Genomic DNA, 12,968 nt, shown 5'->3' with positions numbered 1-12,968 from the left:
CTCCCTTAATGTTTGAAATGCCGTACTCCGGTAGTGACCATCGCTATTCCGTACTCATCTGCTTTTTTCACAGAGTCCTCGTCCCTTTTTGACCCACCTGGCTGAATGATGGCAGTGATCCCTGCTTTAGCTGCCGCTTCGACTGTGTCATCCATTGGGAAGAATGCATCAGATGCCATAATGGCTCCCGACGCTTTTTCACCAGCCTGCTTTAATGCGATTTTTGCGGCGCCGATTCGATTCATTTGGCCCGCTCCAACCCCAAGAGTCATCTGCTCATCGGTTACAACAATTGCATTTGATTTAACATGCTTCACAATTTTCCAACCAAATTGAAGAGCTCTCCACTCAGCTTCTGTTGGCTCTCTTTTTGTGACAACCTGAAGCTCTGCATCTTGAAGATTTGCATAATCTGAGTCCTGCATCAGTAAACCACCTGCAATGGAAGATAGCTTCTTCTCCCTATTTTCTTTTCCTTCAAATTGAATGGTAAGCAGGCGAATATTTTTCTTAGATGTTAAGATTTCAAGTGCCTCGTCTGAAAATGCCGGAGCAATCACAATTTCAAGAAAGATTTCGTGGAGCATTTTTGCTGTTTTAGCATCGACTTCACGATTCAATGCTACAATGCCACCAAAAATAGAAGTAGGATCTGCATCATATGCTTTTTGGAAAGCTTCATAAATGGTGCTCCCTGTCCCTGCCCCGCATGGATTCATATGCTTAACGGCTACAGCAGCCGGCTGTTCAAATTCCTTCACCATTTGCAGAGCAGCATCTGCGTCATTGATATTGTTATAGGATAACTCCTTGCCATGCAGCTGCCGGGCTGCTGCGATTGAACATGTAGTTCCAAGCAATCTTGCATAAAAAGCAGCTTTTTGATGTGGATTTTCTCCGTAACGGAGCGGCTGCTTCAGTGTGTATGTAACGGTAAGGTTTTCAGGCTGATCCTCTTCTGCCAAATTCGTCATATACTCCGCAATCAGTGCATCATAGGCAGCAGTATGACGAAAAACCTTTGCTGCCAACTTTCTTCTATCTAATAAAGATAGTTCTCCATTATGGAGTGCTTCAAGTACTTTTCGATAGTCTGCCGGATCAACTACAACTGCTACCGACTCATGATTTTTGGCAGATGCCCGTAACATTGCAGGACCGCCGATATCAATGTTTTCGATGGCATCATCAACTCTCACATCTGGTTTGGAAACCGTTTCCTGGAACGGATACAGGTTAACACAGACAAGCTGAATAGGGACGATTCCATGATCCTCAAGCTGAGCCATATGAGCTTTATCATTTTGTTTACCTAACAAACCACCATGAATAAATGGATGCAATGTTTTCACACGTCCATCCATAATTTCCGGAAATCCTGTAACATCACTTACACTTATGACCGGAATGTTGTGATCAGCTAACGTTTTTTTCGTTCCTCCTGTGGAAACAATCTCAAACCCGAGTTCCACAAGCCCTTTGGCGAACTCAACAATCCCTTCTTTATTGGACACACTGACTAAAGCACGCTTCTTCATACTGTTTCCCCCTGTTCGTTACATATCTGCTCAATAATCTTAGGATATAATTCATGCTCAACCTGCTGAATTCTTCTATGTAGATCCTCTATGCTTTCCCCTTCATGAATTGAGATTGCTCTCTGTGCAATAATCGGCCCCGTATCCATGCCTGAATCCACATAATGAATGGTGACACCCGTTACTTTAACCCCTGCTTCTATTGCCTGCATAACTGCATTTTTCCCTGGGAATGTTGGCAATAAAGAAGGGTGGATATTAATAATTTGATTCGGATAGACCATTAACAACACAGGGCCAATCAAACGCATATAGCCTGCCAGAACAATCAAGTCTACTTCTTTTGCCTGCAGCTGTTGTAGAATCTCCTGTTCGAAATCCTTTTTCGAAGGATAGTCCTTTGGTTGAAAGGAGAATACCGGGATATTTAATTGTTCAGCTCTATCTATACAATAAGCGCCTGGATGATCACAAATCAGCCATTCTATTGAAGCATGCAATGCCCCGCTCTCCACTGCTTCCACGAGTGCTTGAAAGTTACTGCCATTGCCTGATGCAAAAATCGCTATTCTTTTCATGGCCTCTCCCTTAGACATATATAATAAAATCCTATCATTCTAATTTTATTTTTCTACTAAGCTGCCTCTGAATAACTCACTAATCAAATAAAATGAACGCCTTCTCCACGAATTACCTGGCCAATTCTTTTAGCCTCTTCTCCCCATTTAATCAGCCGTGTAATCAGTTCATCTGCTTTTTCAGTTTCAACAGCCAGAACCATCCCAATCCCCATATTAAAAATCGAAAACATTTCTTCTTCTCGCAGAGAACCTTTGCTTTTTAAAAGGGAGAAGATCGGGTTTATCTTCCACGAGCCTGTTTTAATTTCGACTCCAAATCCATCTGGTAGCATACGCGGGATATTTTCGATAAATCCCCCACCTGTAATGTGAGCGATCCCATGGACTGAGTCTCTCTTCAATAACTCAATCACAGGTTTAACGTAGATTTTAGTCGGGCGCAGTAATTCCTCTCCCAACGTACAATCCAATTCCTCAATAAATTGATCCAGCTTCATTGATGATTCATCAAGCAAAATCTTTCTTACTAATGAGAACCCATTACTATGAATCCCGCTTGAAGGCAGACCGATTAAGACATCACCCTCGCGTACAAAGCTTCCATCAATCAGCTTACTTTTTTCTACCACACCAACCGTAAAACCAGCCAGATCATATTCATCAATCGCGTACATTCCCGGCATTTCAGCTGTTTCACCGCCAATCAGGGCACAGCCTGCCTGCTCGCACCCATCTGCTATTCCTTTTACAATTGCTTCTACTTTTATCGGATCCGCTTTTCCACAAGCAATGTAATCTAGGAAATATAACGGCTCCGCTCCTTGGGCAATAATATCATTTACACACATGGCAACGCAGTCAATGCCAATGGTATCATGCTTATCCATCAGTATAGCGAGCAATAATTTAGTTCCTACTCCATCTGTTCCAGAGACAAGGACAGGCTCCTGAATGGACAATGCCGATAAATCAAACATCCCTCCGAAACTGCCTAAAGGGCCAATAACCTCAGGCCTCTGTGTACGGCTAACATGCTTTCTCATGCGCGCAACAGATTCATATCCCGCTTCAATATCCACACCTGCACGTTTATAGGCATTCGACAAAGTAATCATCCTTTCCTACTCCTGCAAATGAATCCGCTGCCGTTATTTTATTTTTTCATATGCCTGATGGTCAGTTTCATAAATATCAGTTGGATATTCCCCCGTAAAACATGCCATACATTGGCCCCGATACTCGCCCTCAAAAGGCCGTCCAATTGCCTCAACCGTCCCATCTACGCTCAAAAAGGTTAAGGAATCAGCACCAATCATTTCTCTGATTTCTTCCACTGTGTTTGATCCGGCAATCAGCTCTTCTTTAGCAGATGTATCAATTCCATAGTAACAAGGATTCTTGATTGGAGGAGAACTAATGCAAACATGGACCTCTTTTGCACCAGCTTCCTTAAGCATCGCCACAATCCTTCTGCTAGTCGTACCTCTTACAATTGAATCATCCACCATAATGACTCTTTTTCCTTCGACAACCCCACGTACCGGAGCCAGCTTCATTTTCACCCCTTGTTCACGCAGCGATTGTGATGGCTGTATAAAAGTACGTCCTACATATCTATTTTTAATTAGTCCAATCTCATATGGAATCCCGCTCACTTCAGCAAAACCAATCGCTGCCGATATGCTTGAATCCGGAACACCTGTGACCACATCCGCATCGATTTGCGTTTCCATAGCCAGCTGTTTTCCGAGATTCTTCCTGGCCGTATGAACATTAATCCCATCTATATTACTATCCGGTCTTGAAAAATAAATATACTCCATACTGCACATGGCTCTGCCAGTTGATAAAGCAAAATATTCTGATCGGATTCCTTCATCATTGATGATGACCAGCTCTCCGGGCCTTACATCGCGAATATAGTCCGCTCCTATTAAATCAAAGGCACATGTTTCCGATGCAGCTACATATCCCACTCCAATCCGCCCAATCGAAACAGGGCGTAAACCATGGGGGTCCACAGCTATCATCAATTCTGTTTCTGTCATGACCAGGAATGCATAGGCTCCCTGAACGAACGATAAAGCTTTCTTAACCCGCTCCTTAAAACATGGTGAACCGGAGGAGCGCCTGATTAAATGAGCGAGAACCTCTGTATCCGAAGTAGTGTGAAAAATACTTCCATCTATTTCTAGCTGATCTTTCAACTGGGTTGCATTAACCAGATTTCCATTATGTGCGAGAGCAAAGCTGCCCATAGTCTGAGAGTTAAATAAAAATGGCTGAACATTGGCCACTCCGCCTCCGCCTGCCGTAGCATAGCGCACATGTCCGATTGCACTCCGCCCCTTCATATCCTCGATAATCTTCTGGTTGAAAACATCATTTACGAGACCTTCAGCTTTATGTGATTTCAATATATGGCCATCCGTCACGACCATTCCGGCTCCTTCTTGTCCACGATGCTGCAGACTGTGTAAACCATAGTAAGTTAATTGAGATGCTTCCTCATGCCCCCAGATTCCAAACAACCCACATTCTTCATTTAGTCCACGGATTTCAGCAAGCACGGTATAGCTCCCTTCCAGACATTCATTAGCTGTTTCGATTCAATATCAATAACTACTTCATCTTGCCCATTACGAATCAGATACTTTCCTGTACTGGTTACCTTCCCTATTTGTACTGCTTCAGAGATGATTTCTTCAAATTTTTGCCCTTGTTCCGAAGAAACTGTTACAAGGAAGCGGGATTGTGATTCCGAAAATAATTCCGTCACCATGTCTCCCTCTATTTTGACTTCCAGGCCAAGCTTTTCTGTGCCAAACAATCCTTCAGCAAGCGCTACTGCAAGCCCCCCTTCTGCTAGATCATGCGCTGACTTGACCAAACCTGTCTGTATGGCCTTCAAAAGTTTATTCTGTCGTTCTTTCTCAACCTTTAGATTCAGGTGAGGTGCCTGACCAAAAATTCGTCCATCATTCTTTAATTTTTGTAACTCACTTCCTCCAAATTCAGGATACGTTTCTCCGATTAAGTAAATCAGATCTTCCTTGTCTTTGAAAGATTGAGTGGTCATATGATTGATGTTGTGAACTAGTCCTATCATTCCCACAACCGGCGTTGGATAAATGGCTTCTCCATTTGTTTCGTTGTATAAGGAAACATTCCCGCCAATAACCGGTGTACCCAGTAACCGGCATGCTTCACTTATGCCATCTGCGGCCTTTTCAAGCTGCCAGAAAATCTCAGGCTTTTCCGGATTCCCAAAGTTTAAGCAATCAGTAATCGCCAGCGGTTCACCGCCGGAACAAATAATATTACGTGCCGCTTCAGCAACCGCAATTTGGCCACCTATTTCAGGATTCAAATACAAATATCGAGAATTGCAATCTGTTGTCATAGCCAACGCTTTTTCTGTACCGCGAATACGTATAAGGGCAGCATCAGAACCGGGAGCGACGATTGTATTGGTCCGTACCATATAATCATATTGGTCGTAAACCCATTCCTTACTTGCGATGGTTGGCTGTGCCAATAAGGATAATAGAGTTTCTGTATAGTTGCACACAGCCGGCGTTTCATTTTCCATTGCTAGAAACTCTTTAAAATACTCAGGTTCTTTAGACGACTTATAATAAACCGGAGCGTCCTCAGCTAGCGCATCAGCTGGTACATTTGCCACGACTTTGCCACAATGTGTTAACCGTAGCATTTTATCCTTCGTTACAGCACCAACAGCTACCGCTTCAAGTCCATATTTTTCAAACAGCTCTTCAATTTCCGGCTCCCGACCTTTTTTCACTACAATCAGCATACGTTCCTGTGTTTCAGACAACATCATTTCATAAGGTGTCATTCCCACTTCTCGCTGAGGAATCTTATCTAAATTCATTTCAATCCCAGATCCAGCTTTGGAGGCCATCTCAGCGGAAGAACTGGTTAAACCGGCTGCCCCCATATCCTGTATGCCCACAAGTGCATCCGATTTTACAAGCTCCAAACATGCTTCAAGTAAAAGCTTTTCCATGAATGGATCTCCAACTTGTACAGCCGGTCGTTTAGAATCAGAATCATCTGTTAATTCTTCTGATGCAAAGGTTGCCCCGTGGATACCATCACGCCCAGTTTTTGCGCCAACATACATGACCGTATTTCCTATACCATGTGCCTGACCTTTTTTAATGTCCTTATGATTAATTATTCCGACACACATCACATTTACAATTGGATTGCCGTCATAGGATGAATCGAATTGAATTTCGCCACCCACAGTCGGTATTCCGATACAATTTCCATATCCCGCAATTCCAGCTACAATTTCTTCAAACAAGTACTTCATCCGCGGTGTCTTTAATTCTCCAAAGCGCAAAGAATTCAGGATGGCAATCGGCCTGGCTCCCATGGAAAAGACATCTCGGATAATTCCGCCCACACCGGTTGCAGCACCTTGATAAGGTTCAATCGCAGATGGATGGTTATGACTCTCTATTTTAAATACAACCGCTAAGCCCTCACCGATATCAACAATACCTGCACCTTCTCCCGGACCCTGTAACACTCGTTCACCCGTTGTGGGGAATTTCTTTAATACAGGCTTGGAGTTTTTATAGCTGCAATGCTCAGACCACATGACAGAAAATAAGCCGGTTTCTGTATAGTTTGGCAGGCGCCCGAGGATTTTCTCTATTGTCGCAAACTCAACATCCGTTAAACCCAATGTGGTATATACCCGATTTTCTTTAATCATGATTGGACTTGGCTCAAGCATTAACGGCATGGGTTTCCCTCCAATATTGAACGATCGATTTGAATAATCTAATCCCGTCAACACTTCCAAGCAAGGAAGAAACAGCTCTTTCCGGATGCGGCATCATCCCCAGGACATTGCCTTCTTCACTCATAATTCCCGCAATATCATTATGACTTCCATTTGGATTCCCATCATATGAAAAAAGAATACGATGTTGGGTAATTAACTGTTCCAATGTCTCCTCATCACAATAATAATTACCCTCGCCATGTGCAATAGGGATCGTGATTTTTTCATTTTCCGCATAACAGCTCGTAAAAGGAGTATTGTTGTTTACGACACGCAACGTCTGCGGTCTGCAAATAAATTTCAAATCAGAATTGCGCCGCATAGCTCCCGGTAATAATCCCGCCTCCAGTAATACCTGAAAGCCATTACATACCCCGAGAACCGGAATGCCTTCCATTGCCACTCTTTTTACGGCCTCCATAATCGGCGAAAATCGGGCAATCGCTCCACACCTTAAATAATCACCATAGGAAAAACCCCCAGGCAGTAAGATTGCATCAAATCCTTCAAGACTTGTTTCCGTATGCCAAACATATTCTGCTTCTTCACCCAGTTCATCACGAATGGCATGGTACATATCTATATCACAATTCGAACCCGGAAAGACGATTACTGCAAATTTCACTGCTTGATAACCTCCTCGACTTCATATCGATAGTCTTCAACAACCATATTGACTAACAATTTTTCACACATCTTGCGGACGGATTCATCAACATCTGCAGTAGATTCAGAGAGTTCCATTTCCATATACTTACCAATCCGAACATCCAGTACCTCCAAAAAATTCAGGGCATTCAATGATTTTTGGACTGCGGTTCCCTGCGGATCCAATACACTTTCGCGAAGAGTGACATAAACCTTTACTTTATACATGTTGGACGTCCTCCAGCTTAGCAAGAATTTTTTTATAGGCATCTGTTAAACTACCAAGATCCCGGCGGAAAACATCCTTATCCAATTTTTCATTTGTATGCATATCCCATAGACGGCATGTATCCGGTGAGATTTCATCCGCAAGCAAGATTTCACCTGCTTCATCACGGCCAAACTCTAGCTTAAAATCGATTAACCTTATTTCCATAGAAACAAATAAACTTTTTAATTTCCCATTAATTTGCATGGCGTATTTTTTCAATATTCCGACTTCTTTGATTGTAGAAAGGCCTAGGATATCAATATGATCTTCTGTAATCAGCGGATCACGAAGTAAATCATCTTTATAATAAAATTCTACAACTGGTCTTTTAAGAGGGATTCCCTCCTCCATACCTACTCTTTTTGAAAAACTGCCGGCAGCGACATTCCGGACCACTACCTCTAAAGGAATCATGCTAACTCGTTTAACAAGTTGTTCTGTTTCCGATATTTTCTTCATAAAATGAGATTTAATGCCCTCACGGTGAAGCCATTCAAATAAAAGGCTCGTTATTTCATTATTTAGGCGTCCTTTTCCCTCAATCATCGCATTCTTTTCACCATTAAATGCGGTAGCGGAGTCCTTGTATTGGATAAGAACGATTCCTGGATCATCAGTTGCATAGATTTGCTTAGCTTTCCCTTCATAAAGGAGTTCACTTTTCGCCAATGTATTGCCTCCTATAAAGTCATAGTCCTAAGTCACTCAACATTATATAAAAGTTTGGAGATGGGCATCCCCTCATCCTTTTAAGGAAATGCCCCCTCACAAAACTTACAGTCCCATACGTTCGAAGATGAAATCTACATTTTTCAGATGATAGTGATAATCGAAACAATCATCCAGTTCTTCTTTAGACAGGTAGGATGTAATCGTTTCATCCGCTTCAAGCAACTCACGGAACTGAACCTGTGTTTCCCATGCTTCCATTGCCTTTGGCTGGACAGTATCATAGGCTTTTTCACGAGATAGCCCTTTATCAATTAAAGTAAGCAATACACGCTGAGAATAAATTAATCCATACGTACGATCCATGTTGCGTTTCATATTCTCCGGAAATACCGTTAAGTTTTTCACGATATTGCTGAAACGATTCAACATATAGTTCAGTAAAATTGTGGCATCCGGCAGGATAATTCGCTCAGCCGATGAATGCGAAATATCACGTTCATGCCAAAGTGAAACATTTTCATAGGCCGTCACCATATGACCGCGAATCACACGTGCCAAACCCGTCATATTCTCGGAACCGATTGGATTCCGTTTATGCGGCATAGCGGAAGAACCTTTTTGCCCTTTCGCAAAGAATTCCTCCACTTCACGAGTTTCACTTTTTTGTAATCCACGAATTTCAGTCGCAAATTTTTCAATAGATGTGGCAATCAATGCGAGCGTGGACATGTAATGTGCATGTCGGTCACGCTGTAAGGTTTGAGTAGAAATTAGTGATGGCTTAATTCCAAGCTTTTCACAAACAAACTTCTCTACAAATGGATCGATGTTGGCATAAGTACCAACAGCGCCGGAAATTTTGCCATACTCTACTGTATCTGCCGCTTCTTTTAATCTCTTTAGATTACGCTTCATTTCTTCGTACCAAAGTGCCATTTTTAAGCCAAATGTCGTTGGCTCCGCATGAACGCCATGTGTACGCCCCATCATGACCGTATATTTATGCTCTTTTGCTTTTTCAGCCAAAATTGTAATAAACCGCTCCACATCTGCGATTAAAATATCATTGGCTTGTTTAAGCAAATACGATAAAGCCGTATCCACTACATCGGTAGAAGTAAGTCCATAATGGACCCACTTACGTTCCTCCCCTAGTGTTTCTGAAACAGCACGTGTAAAAGCAACTACGTCATGGCGGGTTTCTGCTTCAATTTCCTTAATACGCTTTACATCAAACGATGCACGTTCTCTCAGTACTTTCACGTCTTCTTTAGGAATCGCCCCAAGCTCAGCCCATGCTTCACATGCCAAAATCTCCACTTCAAGCCACGCTTTAAAGCGATTCTCTTCAGTCCATATCCTTCCCATTTCAGGTCTTGTATAACGTTCAATCATAAATTAAAATCCACCTTTTCTATTTGTTCTTCTGATTGTTCAATCCATATTTTTGTACGATTAAGCTCCTCCAATATTTCTATTGGATGCTCTCCTAAGATTGTAATATGCCCCATTTTTCGGTTTGGCTTCGCTTCACTTTTTCCGTAAATATGTATATTCCAATCTGGTTCTTCTCCTAAAGCCTGTATAACAGGTTCCATGTGCTGGCCCAGAATGTTGACCATTACCGCACTCGAATGTAATTCAGTATGACCTAGTGGCCAATTGCATACTGCTCTTATATGTTGCTCAAATTGAGAGGTCTCACATGCTTCAATGGAATAATGACCAGAATTATGAGGTCTTGGTGCTAGTTCATTCACCAAAATGTCATCCTCGTCCATCAGAAACATTTCAATGGCCAATGTACCTACCAGCTTTAATGATTCTGCCAATTGCACTGCAATTCCAATAGCATAGCTCTGAGCGTTTGGACTAATTCTCGCTGGGACGATTGATTGATGTAAAATATTATTCACATGTATGTTCTCAGCAACGGGGAAGACCCTTACTGAACCATCCAGTTTTCGAGTTACAATAACCGAAATTTCTTTGTGAAACGGGATGAACTCCTCCAGAACACAAATACCATCATCCAACAATCCAGTTGCTTGGGCTAAATCTGCTTCCTCCCTTATAACAAGCTGGCCTTTTCCATCATAACCGCCACGTGCCATTTTCAGCACGGAAGGATAACCCAGTTTAACAATAGCCTGTCGAAGGTCTTCGTGATTGGTAATCACAGTATAGGGAGCAATTCGGACACCAGATTTCTCGATTGCTTGTTTTTCCAAGACCCGATCCTGTGTAATTCTTAATATATCCGTGCCTTGCGGGATATATGAATCACTCATTAATTGATCGATTGCATCTGCATTAACATTTTCAAACTCAAAAGTCACAAGATCACTTATCTTAGCCAATCTTTGTAAAGCTTCTATATCATCAAATGCTGCGGTTATTTCAATATCTGCAACCTGTCCGCATGGACTCTTCGGTGTTGGATCAAGAACAGCTATTTTAAAACCAGATTGCCTAGCTGCCAGCGCCATCATGCGTCCCAGCTGACCTCCGCCTATAATTCCAATCGTCTGTCCCGGTAAAATCACTGGTACCTCGTTATTCAAGTTCATCACAACTTTCAATCGATTGTCTTTGAATTTTTAATCTATATTGTTCCAGTGCTTCTGCTATATCCTGCTCGTATGCTCCTAATAATTGAACAGCCAATAGTCCGGCATTTGTTGCACCCGCTTTACCAATTGCCATTGTTGCAACAGGTACTCCTCCTGGCATCTGCACAATCGATAGCAGAGAATCCAAGCCATTTAACGCACGGGATTGCACGGGGACACCGATTACTGGTAAAGTTGTTTTGGCTGCTACCATTCCTGGTAAATGGGCTGCTCCTCCTGCGCCTGCTATAATCACTTTGATCCCACGGCCTCGTGCACTCTGCGAGTATTCAAACATTAAATCAGGTGTTCTATGGGCAGATACTACATTTTTCTCATAGGCAATCTCAAATTCATCCAAAATAGCACATGCATGCTTCATCGTTTCCCAGTCTGATATGCTTCCCATGATTACTCCAACCTTCGGCTCACCCATCATTTTCGCCTCCAAATAAAAAAGCTGCATGAACAAACTTTCAAAAAGAGAAAGCAGTCCACACAGCTTATATGCTATGCCAAACCAAGCACTTAGGACAAGTACTATGCCCTCACATATAAGGTGAGGTCCGCTTTCTCTCATAGTCCAAAAATTTATTCGGTCTTTGGGTAGAAACTTGCAGGCCATATCCCCGCTATTATATGAGAGAAGTATTAATTTAAATGTTTCTTTTACGTATTTATCTTAACAATGGGACCATTTGTATGTCAACTAAAAATCGAACATTTCTGCCATTTAATGTTATATTGTTCGTTTTTACTCCATTAATTTTCCTTCAAAAATGATTTGGCGTGAAATTGGAACATATTCCGGCTGATTGCCATTTTTTACTTCCTTAAAAATTGGTTTCTCTGTACGTTTTACAGGGAAATAACCTTCCCTTTTCATACGCTCCAGGCATGCATCAATGCTCTCATTCTCTTGTAATTCAAATCTTAGTTTCTTTGGCTTAGCCAATTAATCGTCGTCCTTTCTTTATTAACACTACTAGTAGTGTATCCCATTTAGTACTCTTTTCGAAAGATTTTTTGATGGCTATCTATAAATGCCTGTTCATAGGCCTGACTGTATCTACTAAAGGACTTTATCAAGTCAGATAGACAAACACTATGCTCATTCCAATACCGTTTGTAACTAGCTTCATGACACTGGTTTTTGATTTTCCTATACCTGAGCCTTCACTCCACTTTACTTTGGGTAACACAGCTTTAACCCGGTCAAAGATATTTCATAGGTGTGTGATAGCTAGTTTCCTACACACTTCTAACAGCTTTCATGCACCTTTACCCGGGGAAACGTGTATAAGAGGTGTTGCATGGATGTAGGATAGATGTTTTCCTGCAGACCTCTAATAGCTTTCACGCACCTTTACCCGATCATTTGAGTTGCATAGGTGTATAAGAGATGCAGGAGAGCGCGGCTTTCCCAAGATATAGATATAAATAATATAGTTCATCTCCTCGAACCTAAAAAATCGCACAAAAAAACCAGTTCAAGAACTGAACTGGTTTTAAAATTGCCCGGCAACGTCCTACTCTCACAGGGACTCGCGTCCCAACTACCATCGGCGCTGAAGAGCTTAACTTCCGTGTTCGGAATGGGAACGGGTGTGGCCTCTTCGCCATCGTTACCGGACTATTTGATTAGAAAGAAAATCATTCTTTCAAAACTGGATAATGTAATTTGGGCAAGTTGCGTTTTGAATCATTTGGTTAAGTCCTCGAACGATTAGTATCCGTCAGCTCCATGTGTCACCACACTTCCACCTCGGACCTATCAACCTGATCATCTTTCAGGGTTCTTACTAGCTTGCGCTATGGGAAATC

General features: G+C 42.2%; 12 protein-coding genes, 2 rRNA genes and 1 riboswitch. All 14 genes read right to left on the bottom strand.

Annotated features, from left to right (window positions below; translation table 11 throughout):
* Positions 1-5: 5 nt before the first annotated feature.
* Complete coding sequence (purH, locus tag AC4G3K_RS14600) at positions 6-1,538, bottom strand: bifunctional phosphoribosylaminoimidazolecarboxamide formyltransferase/IMP cyclohydrolase (RefSeq protein ID WP_491133773.1); 1,533 nt, start codon at positions 1,536-1,538, stop codon at positions 6-8.
* Positions 1,535-2,116, bottom strand: a complete 582-nt coding sequence (purN, locus tag AC4G3K_RS14595) for a phosphoribosylglycinamide formyltransferase (RefSeq protein ID WP_491077965.1) — start codon at positions 2,114-2,116, stop codon at positions 1,535-1,537. Before purN ends, purH begins: the two co-directional genes overlap by 4 nt.
* Positions 2,117-2,199: 83 nt before the next feature.
* Positions 2,200-3,225: a phosphoribosylformylglycinamidine cyclo-ligase gene (gene purM, locus AC4G3K_RS14590; protein ID WP_491133883.1), complete on the bottom strand. Its 1,026-nt coding sequence runs from the start codon at positions 3,223-3,225 to the stop codon at positions 2,200-2,202.
* A 42-nt stretch (positions 3,226-3,267) separates the two neighbouring features.
* Entirely contained in the window at positions 3,268-4,689 is a 1,422-nt protein-coding gene (gene purF, locus AC4G3K_RS14585) for an amidophosphoribosyltransferase (protein WP_491133772.1), read from the bottom strand.
* Positions 4,665-6,899: a phosphoribosylformylglycinamidine synthase subunit PurL gene (gene purL / locus AC4G3K_RS14580; protein WP_491133771.1), complete on the bottom strand. Its 2,235-nt coding sequence runs from the start codon at positions 6,897-6,899 to the stop codon at positions 4,665-4,667. Before purL ends, purF begins: the two co-directional genes overlap by 25 nt.
* Positions 6,883-7,566 (bottom strand): phosphoribosylformylglycinamidine synthase subunit PurQ, encoded by a 684-nt coding sequence (purQ, locus tag AC4G3K_RS14575; RefSeq protein ID WP_491133770.1) that lies wholly within the window; start codon positions 7,564-7,566, stop codon positions 6,883-6,885. The genes purL and purQ overlap by 17 nt, the downstream gene beginning before the upstream one ends.
* Positions 7,563-7,817, bottom strand: a complete 255-nt coding sequence (gene purS / locus AC4G3K_RS14570) for a phosphoribosylformylglycinamidine synthase subunit PurS (RefSeq protein WP_491077753.1) — start codon at positions 7,815-7,817, stop codon at positions 7,563-7,565. Before purS ends, purQ begins: the two co-directional genes overlap by 4 nt.
* Positions 7,810-8,529 (bottom strand): phosphoribosylaminoimidazolesuccinocarboxamide synthase, encoded by a 720-nt coding sequence (purC, locus tag AC4G3K_RS14565; protein ID WP_491133769.1) that lies wholly within the window; start codon positions 8,527-8,529, stop codon positions 7,810-7,812. The genes purS and purC overlap by 8 nt, the downstream gene beginning before the upstream one ends.
* A 105-nt stretch (positions 8,530-8,634) precedes the next feature.
* Positions 8,635-9,927 (bottom strand): adenylosuccinate lyase, encoded by a 1,293-nt coding sequence (purB, locus tag AC4G3K_RS14560; RefSeq protein ID WP_491077751.1) that lies wholly within the window; start codon positions 9,925-9,927, stop codon positions 8,635-8,637.
* Entirely contained in the window at positions 9,924-11,102 is a 1,179-nt protein-coding gene (purK, locus tag AC4G3K_RS14555; RefSeq protein ID WP_491133768.1) for a 5-(carboxyamino)imidazole ribonucleotide synthase, read from the bottom strand. Before purK ends, purB begins: the two co-directional genes overlap by 4 nt.
* Entirely contained in the window at positions 11,089-11,580 is a 492-nt protein-coding gene (gene purE / locus AC4G3K_RS14550; RefSeq protein ID WP_491077749.1) for a 5-(carboxyamino)imidazole ribonucleotide mutase, read from the bottom strand. Before purE ends, purK begins: the two co-directional genes overlap by 14 nt.
* Before the next feature lie 123 nt (positions 11,581-11,703).
* Positions 11,704-11,807, bottom strand: a riboswitch (purine riboswitch).
* A gap of 91 nt (positions 11,808-11,898) precedes the next feature.
* Entirely contained in the window at positions 11,899-12,099 is a 201-nt protein-coding gene (locus AC4G3K_RS14545; RefSeq protein ID WP_491077748.1) for an NETI motif-containing protein, read from the bottom strand.
* A gap of 561 nt (positions 12,100-12,660) precedes the next feature.
* Positions 12,661-12,777: ribosomal RNA gene (gene rrf / locus AC4G3K_RS14540) — 5S ribosomal RNA — on the bottom strand.
* A gap of 73 nt (positions 12,778-12,850) precedes the next feature.
* Positions 12,851-12,968: ribosomal RNA gene (locus AC4G3K_RS14535) — 23S ribosomal RNA — on the bottom strand; the annotation flags it as partial.

The sequence above is a fragment of the Bacillus sp. z26 genome (assembly GCF_058313635.1).
This window is presented reverse-complemented; position numbering and strand designations above follow the sequence as displayed.

What these genes read in the sequence shown, in the direction of transcription:
- purH (WP_491133773.1), bottom strand. Translation starts at nt 1,538, where the DNA reads ATGAAGAAGCGTGCTTTAGTCAGTGTGTCCAATAAAGAAGGGATTGTT.
- purN (WP_491077965.1), bottom strand. Translation starts at nt 2,116, where the DNA reads ATGAAAAGAATAGCGATTTTTGCATCAGGCAATGGCAGTAACTTTCAA.
- purL (WP_491133771.1), bottom strand. Translation starts at nt 6,899, where the DNA reads ATGCCGTTAATGCTTGAGCCAAGTCCAATCATGATTAAAGAAAATCGG.
- purS (WP_491077753.1), bottom strand. Translation starts at nt 7,817, where the DNA reads ATGTATAAAGTAAAGGTTTATGTCACTCTTCGCGAAAGTGTATTGGAT.
- purB (WP_491077751.1), bottom strand. Translation starts at nt 9,927, where the DNA reads ATGATTGAACGTTATACAAGACCTGAAATGGGAAGGATATGGACTGAA.
- purK (WP_491133768.1), bottom strand. Translation starts at nt 11,102, where the DNA reads ATGAACTTGAATAACGAGGTACCAGTGATTTTACCGGGACAGACGATT.
- purE (WP_491077749.1), bottom strand. Translation starts at nt 11,580, where the DNA reads ATGGGTGAGCCGAAGGTTGGAGTAATCATGGGAAGCATATCAGACTGG.